A 19,508-nucleotide genomic window follows, 5' to 3' on the forward strand; every position below is an offset into this window, starting at 1 on the left:
GTACACGCGGGACACCACCTGTTGGGTGTACGGCGGCGTCACCCTCAATCCGTTGTACTGGCCCGCCCGGCACGACGAGACGCTGCTGATGAAGGCCATCTACGAATTCCACCCCGACTACGTCGGATCCCAGGTCTGGTGGGGCGACCCCGAAGAGTCGTGGGGCATGGCCAACATCGAAGGTGGTGACGTGCTGGTTCCCGGCAACGGCGTCGTCATCATCGGGATGAGCGAGCGCACCTCCCGTCAAGGCATCACGCAGTTCGCGGCCCGGCTGTTCGCCGAAGGCGCCGCGACGCAGGTGATCGTCGCCGGGATGCCGAAGCTGCGCGCCGCGATGCATCTCGACACGGTGTTCACGTTCGCCGACCGCGACGTGGTGACGCTCTACCCGGAGATCGTCGACTCGATCCAGACGTTCACTCTGCGCCCCAGCGACACCGCCCCCGGGGTCGACGTGGTGGAGGAGGACAAGCCGTTCGTCACCGTGGTCGCCAAGGCGCTCGGCCTCGACGAGCTCCGCGTGGTGGAGACCGGTGGCACTGCCTACGACTCCGAGCGCCAGCAGTGGGACAGCGGCAACAACCTGGTGGCGGTGGAACCGGGTGTCGTCTTCGCCTACGACCGCAACACCCACACCAATTCGTTGCTGCGCAAGGCCGGTATCGAGGTGATCACCATCGTCGGCGCGGAGCTCGGCCGCGGGCGCGGTGGCGGGCACTGCATGACCTGCCCGATCATCCGCGACCCCGTCGACTAGCGGTCATTCCGCGAGGTCGAACGCCTTGATCACCTTGGTGGGTCGGACTCGCACCACCAGCTCGCCGGGCACCCCGTTTCGTCTGCCGTACTCGTCGGCCTTGTCGGCGCCCATATAACGGCCACCGGTACGGGTCGCGATGGCGACCAGGTCCTGTGGGTCCTCGCTGATCGAAGCGATGCCCTGAACCTGGACGAAGGAGTACGGCGGGTGCGGATCGTCGACGCAGACGACCACGCGGGGATCTCTCGCCACGGCGCGCCCCTTGGCGGTGTCCTTGCCGGTGTTGAACGCCAGTTGGCCACCGTCCACGACGAACCAGACCGGCGCGACCAGCGGTCGGCCGTCGGCAGCCACGAAGCCGAGCATCGCGGTACGGGTGCCCTCGGACAGGAATGCGATCACGTCATCGGAGAGGTCGTCCACCTCGACCACGGTAAGCGAGACAGGTCACGGGCGTCGGACGACGGTCCGATTGACAGGAGACAGTTTGACGGCCTAGGTATATTGGGCGCACGGTTCCACGTGTCGAACCAGATGGCCTCCCAGTCGGGCGACGAAGCGAAGTGATCGAGGAGTCGGTGAACGTCGAATGAGCGACACGCACCTCGAGCCCTCCAAGATCGCGAAGTGGATCCGACGGTTGGCGGTGCCGATCGTGCTCGGCTGGCTGGCGCTCACGGTCATCACGAACGTCGCAGTGCCGTCGCTGGAGGAGGTCGGCCAGCTGCACACGGTGTCGATGAATGCCAAGGACGCTCCGTCCGCGATGTCGATGGAGAAGATCGGCACGACGTTCGACGAGTTCACATCCGACAGCAACGCCATGGTCATCCTGGAGGGCGAGCAACCGCTCGGTCCCGACGCGCATCATTTCTACGACCAGATCGTCAAGAAGCTCGAAGCCGACACGGCTCACGTCGAGCACATCCAGGACTTCTGGGGCGATCCGCTGACGGCGGCGGGCGCGCAGAGCAACGACGGCAAGTCCGCCTACGTACAGGTCTACCTGCACGGCAACATGGGCGAGACGCTCGCCAACGACTCCGCCGCAGCGGTCCGCAAGATCGTCGACGACACTCCGGCGCCACCCGGTGTCAAGGCCTACGTCACCGGTGGCGCGCCGCTCGTGGCCGACCAACACGATGCCGGCGACAAGAGCATCGTCATGGTCACGATCATCACGTTGGTGGTGATCGCGGTGATGCTGATCCTCGTCTACCGGTCGATCGTCACCATGATCCTGATCCTGCTGATGGTGTTCTCCGAGCTCGGCGCGGCCCGCGGCATCGTGGCCTTCCTCGGCTATCACGAGATCATCGGGCTCTCGACCTTCGCGACGAGCCTGTTGACCCTGTTGGTGATCGCCGCGGGGACCGACTACGCCATCTTCCTCATCGGCCGCTATCAGGAGGCCAGGGGCGCGGGCGAGGACAAGGAACAGTCGTACTACTCGATGTTCCACGGGACCGCCCACGTCGTGCTCGGGTCCGGTCTGACCATCGCCGGTGCGATGCTGTGCCTCAGCTTCACGCGACTGCCGTACTTCCAAACCCTCGGCGTGCCCTGCGCGGTGGGCACCCTGGTCGCGGTGCTCGCCGCGCTGACCCTGGGCCCCTCGGTGATCGTGTTGGGAAGTCGCATCGGGCTGTTCGAACCGAAGCGCAACATCCGGTCGCGCGGTTGGCGCCGATTGGGCACCTTGATCGTGCGGTGGCCCGGTCCGATCCTGGTCGCCACGATCGCGCTGGCACTGGTGGGTCTGCTTGCGCTGCCCAGCTACCAGGCCAACTACAACGACCGCAAGTACCTGCCCGCGGACATGCCCGCCAACGTCGGCTACCAGGTGGCCGACAAACACTTCAACTCCGCCCGGATGAACCCCGAGCTGATGATGATCGAGAGCGACCACGACCTGCGGACGTCGGCCGACTTCCTCGTCATCGACAAGATCGCCAAGGCCATCTTCCACACGCCGGGCATCTCCCGGGTGCAGACGATCACGCGCCCGGATGGCAAGCCCATCAAGCACTCGACGATCCCGTTCATGATCAGCATGCAGGGCACGTCGTCGCAGATGAACGAGAAGTACCAACAGGATTCGTTCGCCAACATGCTCAAACAGGCCGACGACATGCAGACCATGATCAACACCCTGACGCACATGCTGGCGCTGATGGATGAACTCTCCGCGAACATCCAGGACATGGCCGTCAAGATCACGGACCTGACGAACGTGGTCTACGAGCTGCGTGACCACATCTCGGACTTCGACGACTGGTTCCGGCCGCTGCGCGCCTACCTGTACTGGGAGCCGCACTGCTACGACATCCCGATGTGCCAGGCGGGGCGGTCGATCTTCGACTCGTTGGACGGCATCGACGAGCTGAGCGACCAGATCGGCGGCCTGGTGACCGACACGCAGAAACTGGCGGCGCTCACTCCGCAGCTGGCGGCGTCGCTGCGACCCCAGCTCGAGCAACTGAAGTCGGTCAAGCAGATGATGCTGACGATGTATCAGACCCAAAAGGGCATGCAGGATCAGCAGGCGGCGATGCAGGAGAACCAGTCCGCGATGGGCGATGCGTTCGACGCGGCGCGCAACGACGACACGTTCTATCTGCCGCCGGAGATCTTCCAGAACAAGGACTTCAAACGCGGCATGAAGAACTTCATCTCGCCCGATGGCCACTCGGTGAGGTTCATCATCAGCCACGAGGGTGATCCGGCCAGCGCCGAGGGCATTTCGCACATCGATGCGATCAAGCAGTCCGCGAAGGAAGCCATCAAGGGCACGCCGCTGGAGGGGTCCAGCATCTATCTGGCCGGTACCGCCGCAACGTACAAGGACATGCGGGACGGGTCGTACTACGACCTGATCATCGCCGGAATCTCGGCAGTCACATTGATCTTCATCATCATGCTGATCATCACCAGGGCCGTGGTGGCGGCCGCGGTGATCGTGGGCACGGTGCTGCTGTCGCTCGGTGCGTCCTTCGGCCTCTCGGTGCTGCTCTGGCAGCACATCCTCGGCTTGCCCCTGCACTGGATGGTGTTGGCGATGTCCATCATCCTGCTGTTGGCGGTGGGTTCGGACTACAACCTGTTGTTGGTGTCCCGGTTCAAGGAGGAACTGCACGGCGGTCTCAAGACGGGCATCATCCGCTCGATGGCAGGCACCGGTTCGGTGGTCACGTCGGCCGGCCTGGTCTTCGCCGCCACCATGGCGACGTTCGCGACCAGTGACCTGATCGTGATGGGCCAGGTCGGAACGACGATCGCGCTAGGTCTGCTGTTCGACACCTTGATCGTCCGCACCTTCATGACCCCCGCCATTGCGGCGCTCATGGGCAAGTGGTTCTGGTGGCCGACGATCGTCAGGTCGCGGGCGGCCAGTCGCCTGCCTCGGGGACCCGAACCCGTGCAGGTCGGAACCTAAGAGGCGCAACCGGATTCGTCATCCCTCGGCAGTGCGCGAGCGCTTCCGGTGGTTGCGGTACCAGTGCGTGGCCCTTTCGATCGAATGGTGCACCGGCTCCGGTCGCCAATCCAGTTCTCGCTCGGCCTTGCCGTGATCCATGGGTGACATGACGTGCATCAGCCGCACGCTGAGTGTCGAAAGGGCCATGTCGCGTCGCAGCACCGTGGCAGCCACGTCGCCTGCAAAGCCCAGCACGTACATCGCGCGCAGCGGGATCCCGAAGCGTGGCGGTGTCGCGTCGCCTGCCCCGGCCGCCGCGGCGTAGAGCTCCCGAGCCGTCATGAACCGCTCGGAGATGATGTACCGCTCGCCGTTTCGGCCCTTGTCGGCCGCCAGCAGGAGTGCGGCCGCGGCATCCTCGATGCCGACGACCTCGCTCGCGGTGTCCCTGACGAACGCGGGCATCTTGCCCGCCGATGCGGCGGACAGCAGCGCGCCGTGGGGGGTCGGCGCGTAATCGCCTGGACCGTACGTATTGGCGACGCACATGGCGACCGCGGGAAGTCCGCGTTCCCTCGCGTATGTCAGCACCAGGTTCTCCGCGGCGACCCGGGACTGGATGTAGCCGCCACCCTTGTCGGCCCAGTTGAACTCGTCGTCCTCGGTGGCCGGGCGGTCTTCGGCGGGGATGCCGATGGTGCCGATGGTGCTGGTGAAGACGAAGCGGTGCAGGTCCGCGTCGACCGCCGCGTCCAGAACATGTTGCAGCCCTTCGACATTGGTGCGGAACAGGGGAGTGGGGTCACGCAGCCACGCCCTGGTGTCGACGACGCAGTAGAACACGTCGTCGACACCGTCCATCGCGGCGTGCAGCGCGTCGTCGTCGAACACGTCACCGTAGTGGCGCTCGACGGTCAGATCGTCGATGGCCTTCGTCGAACTCGTTCGGCGCAGCAGGACCCTGACCTCGTCGCCGCGCTCGACGAGCTGACGAGTGACGTGCGAGCCTAGGAATCCGCTCGCACCGATGACCAACTTCGTTCGACCTGCCATGGTCGTGAATGTAGCGGCACCAGCGGGCGTTCGGTACGGTCAACCGCCGTCGGAAGGGAGTTTGATCAGGTGAACGAATCGGAGCCGTCAGAGCCCGCCGCCGTGGTGCGCGCGCACCGGGTGCACCGGATGGCCGGGCGCGATCCCCACGAGCGCCACCGCGTGGCCACGCCGCTGGAGTTGCTGTTCGACCTGACTTTCGTCATCGCGTTCGGCGTCGCGGCCTCAGAGCTTTCCCACATGGTCGCCGCGGGCCACGTCGGGGTCGGGCTGACGGCGTTCCTGTTCGCGACGTTCGCGACGTGCTGGGCCTGGATCAACTTCACCTGGTTCGCATCGGCATATGACACCGATGACTGGATCTACCGCATCCTGACGATGGTGCAGATGGTCGGCGTGCTCATCCTCGCGCTGGGCATCCCGCCGTTCTTCGGCTCGATCGAACACGGCGGGCACCTCGACAACGCCCTCATCGTCGCCGGCTACGTGGTCATGAGGGTCGCGATGGTGACGCAGTGGCTGCGGGCCGCGCGGCAGGATCCGGCGCGCCGCTCCGCGAGCCTCACCTACGCAACGGTCATCACGATCGCCCAGATCGGCTGGATCGCCTCGATCTTCCTGCCCCTGTCCGTTCCGGTCGGCCTCGTCGTGTTCGCGCTGCTGGCCCTCGCGGAGATGGTGGGACCGTGGCTCGCCGAGACCCGCAAGGGTGGCACCCCCTGGCATGCCCACCACGTCGCCGAGCGGTACGGGCTGCTGGCCATCATCGCCCTCGGTGAGGGAGTGGTCGGCACGGTCGCCTCGCTGGCCGCCGTCACCACCGAACACGGGTGGACGCCGGATGCGATCATCCTCGCCGTCGCAGGCACCGGCCTGACCTTCGGCATGTGGTGGATCTACTTCGCCGTGCCTGCCGCCGACCTCCTGCACGCGCACCGCGAGCGATCATTCCCGTTCGGCTATCTGCACATCGCGGTGTTCGGAGCGATCGTCGGCACGGGCTCTGGACTGCACACCGCCGCCTACTACGTCGAAGGGCACTCCGAGATCGGCCCCGTGGGCACCGTCTTGGCGGTGGCCATCCCGGTGGGGGTGTACATCGCCCTGGTCTTCGTGCTGTACGGGTTGATGGTGAAGGCGTGGGACGGGTTTCACGTCGTGCTCGGGGTTCTGACGGCGGCCGTCCTCGTCGCGGCCGTGGTGTCGGCGGCCGCGGGCGTGCCCATGACGGCATGCCTGCTGATCGTCACCTTGGCGCCGGTGGTCAGCGTGGTGGGTTTCGAGGTGCTTGGCCACCGTCACGCCGCGCAGGCCGTCTCGGCCAGTGTCGTGGAAGGCCGGTAGGAGCCCGACTTACTCCCGCTCAGCGCTCGCGGGCGTTCGCGTCGAACGTCTCGAGTAGCGAGCGCTCCTGCTCGGCCTTCATCAACCGCCGCGCCTTGCCGCGCGTGATGAGAATCCCGATGACGGCGAGCACCCAGATCGCGTACTGCACGGTCCAGGCCAGCCGGAACGACTCGAACGAGTACCCGCCCGCCGCCCCGAGGATGATGCCCATCGCCTGCATGACCAACAGCGAGGCGATGAAGCCGCCCATGTTCACCATGCCCTGAGCGGTGCCGAGGGTGGCGCTCGGATTGAACGTCCGTGCGAAGTCGAAGCCGACCATCGACCCAGGCCCTCCCACGGAGATCACGACGATGAGAACGACCAGCAGCCACAGGGGAGCGCGCCCGGGCAGCGCCAGCACCACCGTCCAGACCAGCGCATTGGTCGCGATGATCACCAGGACGATGCGGGAGCGGCGGTGTGGGTTCCGCCCGGTGAAGATGCCGATCGCGATGCCGAACGAGATCGCGGCCACCACCGAGATGGTCAACAACGCGCCCGCAGCGCCCGTGGACTGACCCTGGGCCACGGTCAGATACGGCACACCCCACATCAGCGCAAAGACGGTGACCGAGAACTGGGTGCCCATGTGGGTGAAGAATCCGAGCCGGGTTCCGGGTCGCAGCCACACCGTCTTCACGCTGGCGAGCGTGGCGCGCACCGACGGTGACTCAGTCGCGACGACGCGCCTCCCAGGGGCGTCCTTGACCAGCGCGACGACGAGGATCAGCGCCAGGATGCCCAGCGCCGCCACCGAGACGTAGGCCGTCGCCCACGTGGTACCGGTCAGCAGGGCCAGGAACGGGACGGCGGAGAGCACCTGGCCGAGTTGACCGCAGATGCCGGTGAGCTGGGTGAGCAGCGGCACCTGTCTCGGCGGGAACCAGTGCGGCACCAGTCGGAGCACCGAGAGGAAGGTGACCGCGTCGCCGAGTCCCACGATGGCGCGCGCCCCGATCGCCAGCGGCAACGACTCGGTCAGCGCGAGGAGCAGCTGCCCGCCCGCCATCAGGGCGGCGCCCGCGACGATGAGCACCCGCGAGCCGTAGCGGTCCAGCAGCAGTCCTGCTGGCACCTGTGCGCCCGCGTAGACGACGACCTGCAGCACCACGAACGTGGACAACACGCTGGGGCTGGCTGCGAACCGATCGGCGGCGTTGAGTCCGGAGACACCCAGCGTGGTGCGGTCCAGCACGGCGACGACGTAGGCAAACAGCCCCGTTGACCAGATCGTCCAGGCACGCACTCGGTCAATCGTCGCTCATCCCGGTATCCGATGGCGAATCGATATTCTCTACTTGACGTAGACGTGCAAATCTCGCAAACTTTCGGGACGGTCAATAGTGACTGATTGCATCGCTGCGGTGTTGGGCAGGGCGGGACCGTGACCGGCTATTTTAGGGGAAGTGTCGCGTTGGCCGAATATCGGCTCGATCAGCTGGCCGCCCTCTCGGGAGTCAGTGTCCGCAACATTCGGGCCTACCGCGAGCGGGGTCTGCTCGACGCCCCTCGCCGCGAAGGCCGGTGGGCCTTCTACAGCGACCGTCACCTCGCCCAGTTGCGAGCCGTCAACGAGCTGCTGCGCAAGGGCTACACCTCCGCGCACATCGCCGAATTCCTCGACGGCACGCGTCAGGGGCGCGATCTCGCGGACGTTCTCGGCCTGCAGCGGGCCGTCTTCGGCCCGCCCCGGCGAGCCGCCGCCGCAGTCGACCCCGACGGCGACGAAGCGCACCGGTTGCTGCAGTACGGCCTTGCCGAGGTGATCGATGGTGAGTTGGTGTTGGTGAACCCCGACATCGCCGAGATCCTCGGCCGCATTACCGAACAGCTGCCCTACGTCCAGGCGATACTGCGGGTCTCCGACGGCATCGCGGGGCCGCTCGACGAGCTTGCGACTGCGGTCGCTGACGCGTTGGGGCAGAGCCCGGTCGACGACTACCGCGCCATGGCCCATTACCTCGTCGCCGATCAGCTCGAGGACGCGTTGCGTCGGCGTCTCGAGAGCGGGTCCGGCGACCCCACCGACGCGACCCCCGGCGGACGGTCGGACGCCGAGAACGACTGAGCCGCTCAGACGCGGGTGGTGGCGGGATCCCCGCCGAACCGCTGCGCCAGCCACACCGGAATGATCGCGAGCACCGTCAGCGCGGCGGCGACCACGTTGATGACGGGGGCCTGGTTGGGCCGGAACAGGTTTCCGAAGATCCAGATCGGCAGGGTCTGCACCGCCGGTCCTGCGGTGAAGGTGGTGACGACGATCTCGTCGAAGCTCAGGGCGAAGGCCAGGATCGCGCCTGCGACGAGAGCGCCGCGCATCATGGGGAACGTCACGTAGCGGAACGTCTGCCACGTCGATGCGCCAAGATCTTCTGAGGCGTCCTCGAGTTCCGTGCCGAGCCTGCGCAGTCTCGCCTGCGTGTTGTTGAAGACGATGACGATGCAGAAGGTGGCGTGGCCGACGATCACGGTGGCCAGGCCGAGCGTCACGCCGAGCGCGGACGTGAAGGTGGCGTTCAGTGCGATGCCGGTGACGATCCCTGGCAACGTGATCGGAAGGACGACCAGGAAGCTGATCGCGTTGCGGCCGAAGAATTGATGGCGTTGCACCGCGAAGGCAACCATGGTGCCCAACACGAGGGCGATCGCCGTGGCGCCGAGCCCGACGAACACCGAGTTGGCCAGCGACGTCCACATTCCGTCGCTGTTCCACGCGTCGGCCCACCAGTTCAGTGTGAAACCACTCGGAGGGAAGGCGAACGTCCGCGAGGAGTTGAACGCGTTGACGACGACGAGAAGCAGTGGGGCGTAGAGGAACAGCAGCACGAACACCGTCCACGCCCGCACCGCGCCCCGTGCGCCGCGCGACAACATCAGACGTTCTCCAGTGCGCCGGTGCGCCGCATGGCGAGCAGGTATAGGACGACCGCCGCCAGCGGGATGATGGAAAGCGCCGCCGCCAAGGGCTGGTTGTTCGCCGTGACCAGCTGTCCGTAGATGATGTTGCCGAGCATCTGGGTCTTGCCGCCGACGATGGTGACGGCGATGTAGTCCCCGAGTGACAGTGAGAACGTGAAGATCGAGCCGGCCGCGATGCCGGGGAACACCAACGGCGCCACCACCATTCGAAGGGTCGAGAGGTCGGAGGCACCGAGGTCCGAGCTCGCGTCGATGAGGTGGTCGGGGACGCGTTCGAACGCCGCGAAGACGGGGATGATCATGTATGGCAACCACAGGTAGGTCAGCGTGATGACGGTGGCGGTGAGACCGTAGCCGGGGCTGTACCCGGTCACCCATGCCAGCGGACCCTGCGGGGAGAACATCACCCGCCACGCATACGCCTTGACGAGATAGCTGGCCCACAGCGGCGTCGTCACCGCGACCACCAGCGCCAGACGCATTCGTGGCGAGGCGATCTTCGCCATGTACAACCCCAATGGGACGGCGAGGACCGCGCAGAAGACCGTGACCAACAGTGCCGCACCCACCGTGCGCAGGGTCACGGTGCGGAAGACCTCGTCGGTCACCACGCGGACGATGTTGTCGCCCGTGACGGTGTGGACCACCGCGCCGGTGAAGGAGTTGGTGGTCCAGAACGCCGAAACCAGCAGCACGGCAAGTGAACCCAGATAGGCCACCACCAGCCACGCCAGTGGCGGAACCAGCAGGAAGGCCAGGGTGAGCCGACCCCTCCCTGGCGTCGCCGTCCGCGTCGTCACGGCGTCGGGGGCGGCTGCCGTCACCCCTTGATCTGCTGCCACTTGCTGACCCACTCGTCGTAGGCCGTGCAGTTGGAACCGCTACCGTCGACGCACTTCTTCTGAGGCGTCGTCCAATAGTGAAGCTGAGCGGCGTATGCCTCGTCGGTGGCGTGGTAGATGTCGCAGAAGTCCTTCTCCTTGGTGAACTCGCACGCCTTGGTCTGCGCGGGCGCCTCGCCGAAGTACTCCGCCACCTGGGCGTTGACCTGCGGTGAGGTGATCCAGTCCATCCACTTGTACATGCAGTTGGGATGTGCGGCCTTCGCGGCGACCATCCAGGTGTCGGACCAGCCGGTCGCCCCCTCCTTCGGAAGGATGGTGTTCACCTGAACCTTGTTCTCGGTGCCGATGGTGTTGGCGATGACCTGCCACGTGGTGCCGATCACCGAGGTGCCGGACTCGAACGCCTGCACTTCCTTGGTGTAGTCCGACCAGTACTCGCTGATGTCCTCACGCTGCTTGGTGAGCAGGTCGACGGCGGCGTCGAGTTGTTCTTCCGTCAGCGAGTACGGGTCCTTGATGCCCAACTCGGGCTTGGTCTTCGACAGGTACAGCGCCGCGTCGGCGATGTAGATGGGTGAGTCGTAGGCCGTCACCTTGCCCTTGTACTTCCCGGCATCGGTGAACACCGCGCCCCACGAGTCGGGTGCGTCGGTGACTGCGGCGACGTTGTACATCAACAGATTTGCACCCCACCCGTGGGGGATCCCGTACATCTGACCGTCCACCGAGTTCCACGACTTGTCCTTGAGGAAGGACGAGATCGTCGAATAGTTGGGCACCAGTGCGGTGTTCACGGGCGCGACGTCGCCTGCGTAGATGAGCCGCAGCGTGGCGTCGCCCGACGCGGACACACCGTCGTACTGGCCGGTCCTCATCAACTGCACCATCTCATCGGAGGTGTTGCCGACCTTGACGTTGACCTTGCAGCCGGACTGCTGTTCGAACGGCGTCACCCAGTCGACCGTCTTGTCGTTCGATCCGTTCTCGGCGTAACCGGCCCACGCGATGAGGTTGAGCTCGCCCTCGCCGTTGCCGAGGGCGCCCAGTTGCTCGAGCTTCGGAGGTGCGGTGCCCGCTTCGCCGCCGCCGGACTGCGAGCCCGAACAACCGACGACGAGAGTGGCACATGCGGCGAGGGTGAAGCCGATCCGCAATGCAGTGAGTTTCATGGGACTCTCCATTCGGTCTCTTTGCGTATCAACGTGTTTGCGTTCAGTTCGTGAGGTCGTGCACGGCGCTGTCGGGCCAGGCCATGGTGATCCGAGTGCCGTGACCCAGGTCGTCGGGCAGGTTGGCCGACGCGTTGAGTACGGTCGCGGTGAGCGTCACGCCCGGTGCGGCAACGGCGGCAACGCGCGTGGTGGGGCCCGCGTAGATCACCTCGGCCACGGTGGCGTCGACGGTGCGACTGCCCGGCGCCGCGCCGCCGCCGGCCGCGAGCACCGCGATGCGTTCCGGCCGCACCGCGAACATGCCGGGCCTGCCGACGAGTGCCTCGGCGGCGTCTCCGTCGAGCACGTTGGAAGTTCCGACGAAGTCGGCGACGAACCGGTTCACCGGATTCTCGTAGACGTCGCGTGCCTTGCCCACCTGCTCGATACGCCCCGCGTTGAACACCGCGAGCCGATCGCAGAGGGTGAGCGCCTCGTCCTGGTCGTGGGTGACGATGACGAAGGTGATCCCGACCTCGCGCTGAATGGCCTTGAGCTCCAATTGCATCTGCTCGCGCAGCTTGAGGTCGAGCGCGCCGAGCGGCTCGTCGAGGAGCAGGACCTTGGGACGTCCCACCAGGGCCCGGGCCAGCGCGACGCGCTGACGTTGACCACCCGATAGCTGCGCGGGCTTGCGTGGCCCGTAGTCCGCGAGCCGGACCATGTCGAGTGCGTCGGCGGTGCGACTGCGCCGCTCGGCCTTGGCGACGCCGCGCACCTTCATGCCGTATTCGACGTTCTGCGCGACGGTCATGTGGGGGAAGAGTGCGTACTCCTGGAACACGGTGTTGACGTCGCGGCGCCGGGCCGGGAGGGCCGTGACGTCGACGCCACCGAGCTTGATGGTCCCCGCGGTCGGCGGTTCGAAACCGGCGATCATCCTCAGCACTGTGGTCTTGCCCGAACCGGAGGGGCCGAGGATCGCGAACAGCTCGCCGTCGTCGACGGTCAGGTCTGCACTGTCCACTGCGACGATCGAGTCACCGAATACCTTGCGCACGCCCGAGAGTTCGATCTGCGGCTCGCCGGGACCGGATGGCATGGGCTGAATCGTATGGATCCGTCGGTTGCACCGCAGCCCAACGTATGGAATCCGCATGACGCGGCGGTTTCGTCGACGGTTTTCGTCTCCAGCGAATGCGCAGGTGACGTGCAGAGTCTTGCTACAGATGTGACCAGTGGCGGTGATGAGGAAACTGGGACAGTTGTCATACCCTGTGGTTGTGGGGATTTCCCGACGAGACGTACTCAAGTACGCCGCTGCCGCGCCTGCGGTCGTCGGGCTCGGCGGGGCGCTGGCAGGCGCGGTGTCGGCGGCCCTGGCCCCTGCGACGGCCTCCGCCGCCCCGTTGGGCGTCCTCCTGGACTACGCGGCGGGCGTGATCCCCGCGACGGCCCTGCGCGCTGCGGGAGCTGCCGGTGCGATCCGCTACGTCTCCGATCGCCGACCCGATGGCGGCTGGATGTTGGGCAAGCCGATCCAGCTACCCGAGGCGCGCGACTTATACCAGAGCGGTTTGAAGATCGTCTCCTGCTACCAGTTCGGCAAGCAGGAGAGCGCCGACTGGCTGGGCGGGCAGAACGCGGGCGTCGAACACGCCAAACGGGGCTGGCAGCTACACGTCGCCGCCGGCGGGTCGTACGGCGCTCCCATCTACGCCTCGATCGACGACGACCCATCCATTGACCAGTACAAACAGCAGGTCGCACCCTATCTCCGCGGCTGGGAGGCGGTGCTGGGCCACCGGCGCGTCGGCGTCTACGCGAACTCGAAGACCATCGACTGGGCGCTGCAGGACGGGCTCGGTTCCTACTTCTGGCAACACAACTGGGGCTCGCCCAAGGGCTTCACGCATCCGGCCGCACACCTGCACCAGGTCGAGATCGACAAGCAGAGCGTGGGCGGCGTCGGCGTCGACCTGAACCACATCCTGAAGCCGCGATTCGGACAATGGGACTGAGACGTACCCATCAGTAAGTCTGGTCAGCAAACTTTTTGAGCACCTTACCGTTTTCGACTAGACACTCAGCGCAATGTTGTCGGTTTTTCAGGGATCCCGACGGTCGCGAACCAGACCCCGAGACGGAACATAACGATTCGGTAACAGTACTGCCTTGATCTGCGGTGTTATTGCTACTCGACCGTAACCACCCGCATGCAGGACGTTTGTACCGCAAGCCAGGAGGGCGTCTTGAAGTCCGCGTTATCCAATGCGTGGTTACCCGTGCGTAGAACTCGCCAGTAACCATTTGGGGCGCGAAAATGGTGCAGGTCCTTATGACACTCTTATGGCACTGGCCCATCCATCCGGGCCCCTCCCAGAAGAGACCAAGAGCCCGTCGGGAAATCCACCCCCGACACCACCCGCGTTGCCCGCAGGCGCGCGGGGCCTCACCGCCGAGGACGAAGTAGACGCGGTAGACGAAGCCGCGCAGACGCAATGTGATACGCGCGAGAGCGCACCGAGGAGATGGCAAGACGTGACGATCAATGAACACGACAGAGTGACAACCGGCCGCAAGGGTGGTTCTGCCGACAACTCTTCCGCATCCACTGCTCTCGTCGACCTCCTCAACGCGGGCGAGCCCTACGCCGTGGCGTTCGGCGGCCAGGGCGGCAACTGGCTGGAGAACCTCGAGGAGCTCATCAGCTCGGCAGGCATCGAGTCCGAGCTGAGCGAGGTCATCGGTGAGGCCGCGCTGCTGCTGGAGCCCGTCGCGCGCGAGTTGGTCGTGGTGCGACCGATCGGCTTCGAGCCGATGCAGTGGGTGCGCGCACTGGCCGCCGACGAGCCGCTGCCGACGTCGAAGCAGCTGACCACCGCCGCCATCTCCGGTCCTGGCATTCTGCTGACCCAGCTGGCTGCCATCCGCGCCGCCACCCGTCAGGGTCTCGACCTCTACGGCACGCCGCCGGTCAGCACGGCAGGCCACTCCCAGGGCATCATCGCCTGCGAGGCGCTGCGGGCCAGAGGCACGCGCGACGCGGAACTCATGGCCATGATCCAGCTGATCGGTGCGGCGGGCTCGCTGGTATCGCGGCGGCGCGGAATGGTCGGACGCGGCGACAAGTCGCCGATGGTTTCCGTCACCAACGCCGACCCGGAGCGCATCGCGGAACTCCTCGAGGAGTTCTCCCAAGACGTCCGCACAGTGCTGCCTCCAGTGCTCTCGATCCGCAACGGCAGGCGTTCGGTGGTCATCACCGGGACGCCCGAGCAGCTATCCCGCTTCGAGCTGTACTGCAGCAAGATCACGGAGAAGGAAGAAGCGGAGCGCAAGAACAAACTCCGCGGCGGCGCGGTGTTCAACCCCATCTTCAACGGCATTCAGGTCGAGGTCGGCTTCCACACCCCGCGGCTCGCCGACGCGGTCGACGTCGTCGACGGGTGGGCCGCCAAGTTGAGCATCGACGGCGAGCTCCTTCACCGCTTCGCCACGGCGATCTTCGTCGAGGCCTTCGACTGGGTCGCCGAGATCGAACGGCTGCACGAGTCGGGGGCGCGCTGGATCATCGACCTCGGGCCCAGCGACACCATCACCCGTGTCACCGCACCCGTCATCCGCGGGCTCGGCGTCGGAATCGTCCCCGCGGCCACCAGGGCCGGCCAGCGCAACCTCTTCACGGTCGGCGCCGCACCCGAGGTGGCCCCCGCCTGGTCGAGCTATGCCCCCTCGGTCATCACGCTGCCGAACGGGTCGACCAAGCTCTCGACCAAGTTCACCCGGCTCACCGGTCGTTCGCCGATCCTGCTCGCGGGCATGACGCCGACGACCGTCGACGCCAAGATCGTCGCCGCCGCGGCCAACGCGGGCCACTGGGCCGAGCTCGCGGGCGGTGGCCAGGTCACCGAACCGATCTTCGACAAGCGCATCGCCGAGCTGACGAATCTGTTGGAGCCGGGCCGGGCCATTCAGTTCAACTCCCTGTTCCTCGACCCCTACCTCTGGAAGCTGCAGCTTGGCGGAAAGCGTCTGGTGCAGAAGGCCCGTCAGTCGGGCGCCCCGATCGACGGCGTAGTGGTCAGCGCGGGCATTCCCGAACTCGAGGAAGCCGTTGCGCTGATCGAGGAGCTCAACGAGATCGGCATCACCCACGTGGTGTTCAAGCCCGGCACCGTCGAGCAGATCAAGTCGGTGATCGACATCGCCGCCGAGGTTCCCAACAAGGACGTCATCGTCCACATCGAGGGCGGCCGCGCCGGTGGCCACCACTCGTGGGAGGACCTCGACGATCTGCTGGTGTCGACGTACGGCGACCTGCGCAAGCTGTCCAACATCACGCTCTGCGTCGGCGGTGGCATCGGAACGCCGGAGCGTTCCGCAGGTTACCTGTCCGGCAAGTGGTCACAGGCCTACGGCTTCCCGATCATGCCGGTCGACGGCATCCTCGTCGGCACCGCGGCGATGGCCACGCTGGAGTCCACCACCTCGCCCGCGGTCAAGCAGTTGCTGGTCGAGACCAGCGGCACCGATGTGTGGGTCGGCGCTGGAAAGGCCCAGGGCGGCATGGCATCCGGGCGCAGCCAGCTCGGTGCCGACATCCACGAGATCGACAACGCGGCGTCGCGCTGCGGTCGTCTGCTCGACGAGGTCGCCGGTGACGTCGACGCGGTCGCCGAGCGGCGCGCCGAGATCATCGCCGCGATGGCCGATACGGCCAAGCCCTACTTCGGCGACGTGGCCGACATGACGTACCTGCACTGGCTGCGTCGCTACGTCGAGTTGGCGATCGGTGACGGTGACACCACCGCCGATACCAAGCCCGCCGACTCGCCGTGGCTGGACACGACATGGCGTGACCGCTTCGAGGAGATGCTCAAGCGCGCCGAGGCCCGGCTGCACCCGCAGGACTCCGGCCCCATCGAGACGCTGTTCACCGTCGATGCCGACGGTGAGGCGCTGCTCGAGGATCCGGAACGGGCCCTGGTGGCGCTGCTCTCGCGTTATCCCGACGCCGAGGACGTCAAGCTGCATCCGGCCGACGTGCCGTTCTTCGTGACCCTGTGCAAGACGCTCGGCAAGCCGGTCAACTTCGTACCGGTCATCGACAAGGACGTGCGGCGCTGGTGGCGCAGCGACTCGCTGTGGCAGGCGCACGACGCGCGCTACTCGGCCGACCAGGTCTGCATCATTCCGGGCACCGAGGCCGTCGTGGGCATCACCCGCGTCGACGAACCCATCGGTGAGTTGCTCGACCGGTTCGAGAAGGCCTCGATCGACGAGGTTCTGGCCACCGGTGCGCAGCCCTTTGCGGCGGTCTCGCGCCGCCAGGCCCGCGCCGACGTCACCGGCCCACTGGCCGTCGTGCTCGACTCGCCCGATGTGCTGTGGGCGGGGCGCGCCGCCATCAACCCGGTCCACCGCATCGGTGAGCCGCGGGAGTGGCAGGTCAACGAGAACCGTTCTGCGACACATCCTTCCACGGGTTCGCGGCTCGAGTTGAGCGGCGATCACGTGGTGCTGAGCGTGCCGTTGTCCGATATCTGGATCACCATCCGGTTCACCCTGCCGTCCACCACGATCGACGGTGGCATGCCGGTCGTCACCACCGAGGACGCCGCCGCCGCGATGCGCGCCGTGTTGGCGATCGCCGCGGGTGTCGACGGGGCCGAGTCACTGCCGATCGTCGTCGACGACAGCACGACGGTGACGGTGTCGTGGGACCCGGAGGAGGTCGCCGACCACACTGGCGTCACGGCGACGTTCGGCGCACCGCTGGCGCCCGGGCTGACGTTGGTGCCCGACGCACTGGTCGGCAGCTGCTGGCCCGCGGTCTTCTCCGTCATCGGGTCGGCGGTCACCGAGACCGGTTTCCCGGTCATCGAGGGCCTGCTCAGCTTGGTGCACCTCGACCACGCCGCTCAGCTGCTGGCGCCCATGCCGACCTCCAAGGCCCGATTGACCGTCACCGCAACGGCTTCGGCCGCGACCGACACCGAGGTCGGGCGCGTCGTCCCGGTTGAGGTGACGATCAGGGAAAGTGACGCCGCCGACTCCGTCATCCTGGTGAAGCTCCAGGAGCGGTTCGCCATCCGCGGCCGCACGGGCCCCGCCGCACTGACCGACCCCATTCAGGCGGGGGGAGCGATCACCGACAACTCCACCGACACCCCGCGCCGCCGCCGCCGTGACGTCACCGTCACCGCACCGACGGACATGAGCGCGTTCGCCGTGGTCTCCGGTGACCACAATCCGATCCACACCGACCGTGCGGCCGCACTGCTGGCCGGCCTGAAATCGCCCATCGTGCACGGCATGTGGCTCTCGGCCGCCGCGCAGCACGCCGTGACCGCCACCGACGGTCAAGCCACGCCGCCCGCGCGGCTGGTCGGCTGGACGTCCCGCTTCCTCGGCATGGTCATGCCCGGCGACGACATCGACTTCCGGGTCGACCGCGTCGGCATCGACCGCGGCGCAGAGATCATCGAGGTCACCGCCAAGGTGGGAACCGATCTGGTGATGTCGGCGACCGCGCAGCTGGCCGCGCCGAAGACCGTCTACGCCTTCCCCGGCCAGGGCATCCAGCACAAGGGCATGGGCATGGAGGTCCGGAGCCGGTCGAAGGCCGCCCGCAAGGTGTGGGACACCGCCGACAAGTTCACCCGTGACACGCTGGGCTTCTCGGTGCTGCACGTGGTGCGTGACAACCCGACCAGCCTGATCGCCAGCGGGGTGCACTACCAGCATCCCGAGGGAGTGATCAACCTGACGCAGTTCACCCAGGTCGCCATGGCCACGGTGGCTGCTGCCCAAGTGGCCGAGATGCGCGAGCAGGGTGCGTTCGTCGAGGATGCGATCGCCTGCGGTCACTCCGTCGGCGAGTACACGGCACTGGCTTGCGTGTCGGGTGTGTACCCGCTCGAGGCGCTGCTCGAGGTGGTCTTCCACCGCGGCAGCAAGATGCACGACATCGTGCCGCGCGACGAGAAGGGCCGGTCCAACTATCGACTGGCCGCGATCCGTCCGTCGCAGATCGACCTCGACGACGCGGACGTGCCCGAGTTCATCGACGAGATCGCCCAGCGCACAGGGGAATATCTACAGATCGTCAACTACAACCTGCGCGGCTCGCAGTACGCCATCGCGGGCACGGTGCGCGGCCTCGAGGTGCTCGAGGACGAGGTCGAGAAGCGTCGCGAGATCTCCGGCGGAAAGCGCTCGTTCATCCTGGTGCCCGGCATCGACGTGCCGTTCCACTCCTCGGTTCTGCGCGTCGGCGTCGCCGACTTCCGCCGTTCGCTGGAGCGCGTGATGCCCCGTGACGCCGACCCGGCGCTGCTCGTCGGCCGCTACGTCCCCAACCTGGTGCCGCGGCCGTTCACGCTCGATCGCGACTTCGTCCAGGAGATCCGGGACCTGGTTCCCGCCGAGCCGCTCGACGAGATCCTCGCCGACTACGACACGTGGCGTAACGAGAAGCCGCGTGAGCTGTGCCGCAAGATCGTCATCGAGTTGCTGGCCTGGCAGTTCGCCAGCCCGGTGCGCTGGATCGAGACGCAGGATCTGCTCTTCATCGAGGAGGCCGCAGGCGGACTTGGAGTCGAGCGGTTCGTCGAGATCGGCGTGAAGTCGGCGCCGACGGTCGCCGGTCTGGCCACCAATACGCTGAAACTGCCGGAGTATTCACACAACACGACCGAGGTGCTCAACACCGAGCGCGACGCCGCCGTGCTGTTCGCCACCGACACCGATCCCGACCCGGAACTGGAGGAGGAGGCCGCTCCTGCTCCCAGCACCGATGCCGCACCCGCAGCAGCGGCCCCCGCTCCCGCCGCCGCACCCGCGGCGCCGTCGGGCGGACCGCGGCCCGACGACATCTCCTTCGGCGCCGACGACGCGACGCTGTCGCTCATCGCACTGTCGGCGAAGATGCGCGTCGACCAGATCGAGCTGCTGGACTCCATCGA

Annotated in this window: 13 protein-coding genes; 6 read left to right on the plus strand and 7 right to left on the minus strand. The window is 66.6% G+C overall.

Features of this window, described 5'->3' with window-relative positions:
- Positions 1-760, plus strand: a 760-nt coding sequence (locus ACRDUX_RS22295; RefSeq protein ID WP_526416584.1) for an arginine deiminase, incomplete at its 5' end; no start/stop codon positions are given.
- Positions 761-763: 3 nt separating this feature from the next.
- Here the strand turns inward: ACRDUX_RS22295 and ACRDUX_RS22300 are convergent.
- The gene (locus tag ACRDUX_RS22300; RefSeq protein WP_526416586.1) at positions 764-1,186 is read right to left on the minus strand and encodes a PPOX class F420-dependent oxidoreductase; all 423 of its coding nucleotides are present in this window, start codon (positions 1,184-1,186) and stop codon (positions 764-766) included.
- Positions 1,187-1,352: 166 nt separating this feature from the next.
- Between ACRDUX_RS22300 and ACRDUX_RS22305 the strand changes: the two genes are divergently transcribed.
- Entirely contained in the window at positions 1,353-4,199 is a 2,847-nt protein-coding gene (locus ACRDUX_RS22305) for an MMPL/RND family transporter (RefSeq protein ID WP_526416588.1), read from the plus strand.
- Positions 4,200-4,217: 18 nt separating this feature from the next.
- Here ACRDUX_RS22305 and ACRDUX_RS22310 read toward each other — a convergent pair whose 3' ends face one another.
- Positions 4,218-5,234: an NAD-dependent epimerase/dehydratase family protein gene (locus ACRDUX_RS22310; protein WP_526416590.1), complete on the minus strand. Its 1,017-nt coding sequence runs from the start codon at positions 5,232-5,234 to the stop codon at positions 4,218-4,220.
- 129 nt (positions 5,235-5,363) lie between these two features.
- On the opposite strand from ACRDUX_RS22310, the gene ACRDUX_RS22315 reads away from it, so the two are divergent.
- Positions 5,364-6,578 (plus strand): low temperature requirement protein A, encoded by a 1,215-nt coding sequence (locus ACRDUX_RS22315; RefSeq protein ID WP_526416608.1) that lies wholly within the window; start codon positions 5,364-5,366, stop codon positions 6,576-6,578.
- 19 nt (positions 6,579-6,597) lie between these two features.
- On the opposite strand, the gene ACRDUX_RS22320 is transcribed toward ACRDUX_RS22315, so the two are convergent.
- Positions 6,598-7,869, minus strand: coding sequence for an MFS transporter (locus ACRDUX_RS22320; protein ID WP_526416592.1), 1,272 nt, complete (start codon positions 7,867-7,869; stop codon positions 6,598-6,600).
- A gap of 138 nt (positions 7,870-8,007) precedes the next feature.
- Between ACRDUX_RS22320 and ACRDUX_RS22325 the strand changes: the two genes are divergently transcribed.
- A complete protein-coding gene (locus ACRDUX_RS22325; protein WP_526416594.1) occupies positions 8,008-8,691 on the plus strand; it encodes a MerR family transcriptional regulator in 684 nt (227 codons plus the stop codon).
- 5 nt (positions 8,692-8,696) lie between these two features.
- Here the strand turns inward: ACRDUX_RS22325 and ACRDUX_RS22330 are convergent, their stop codons facing one another.
- Genes ACRDUX_RS22330 through ACRDUX_RS22345 form a run of 4 tightly spaced genes read right to left on the minus strand, consistent with a single transcriptional unit; the run spans position 8,697 to position 12,640 of the window.
- Complete coding sequence (locus tag ACRDUX_RS22330; protein ID WP_526416596.1) at positions 8,697-9,497, minus strand: ABC transporter permease; 801 nt, start codon at positions 9,495-9,497, stop codon at positions 8,697-8,699.
- Positions 9,497-10,366: an ABC transporter permease gene (locus tag ACRDUX_RS22335; RefSeq protein ID WP_526416598.1), complete on the minus strand. Its 870-nt coding sequence runs from the start codon at positions 10,364-10,366 to the stop codon at positions 9,497-9,499. The genes ACRDUX_RS22330 and ACRDUX_RS22335 overlap by 1 nt, the downstream gene beginning before the upstream one ends.
- A complete protein-coding gene (locus tag ACRDUX_RS22340; protein ID WP_526416600.1) occupies positions 10,363-11,556 on the minus strand; it encodes an ABC transporter substrate-binding protein in 1,194 nt (397 codons plus the stop codon). Before ACRDUX_RS22340 ends, ACRDUX_RS22335 begins: the two co-directional genes overlap by 4 nt.
- 43 nt (positions 11,557-11,599) lie before the next feature.
- Positions 11,600-12,640 carry an ABC transporter ATP-binding protein gene (locus tag ACRDUX_RS22345; protein WP_526416602.1) on the minus strand — a complete coding sequence of 347 codons (1,041 nt, stop codon included), beginning with the start codon at positions 12,638-12,640 and terminating at the stop codon, positions 11,600-11,602.
- A gap of 181 nt (positions 12,641-12,821) precedes the next feature.
- Here ACRDUX_RS22345 and ACRDUX_RS22350 point away from each other — a divergent pair, with 181 nt between their 5' ends.
- Entirely contained in the window at positions 12,822-13,559 is a 738-nt protein-coding gene (locus ACRDUX_RS22350; RefSeq protein WP_526416604.1) for a glycoside hydrolase domain-containing protein, read from the plus strand.
- A gap of 520 nt (positions 13,560-14,079) precedes the next feature.
- Positions 14,080-19,508 (plus strand): fatty acid synthase subunit beta domain-containing protein (locus ACRDUX_RS22355; RefSeq protein ID WP_526416606.1); only part of this gene is annotated, 5,429 nt, incomplete at its 3' end.

The sequence above is a fragment of the Mycobacterium sp. genome, from assembly GCF_050701675.1.
Classification (GTDB): domain Bacteria; phylum Actinomycetota; class Actinomycetes; order Mycobacteriales; family Mycobacteriaceae; genus Mycobacterium.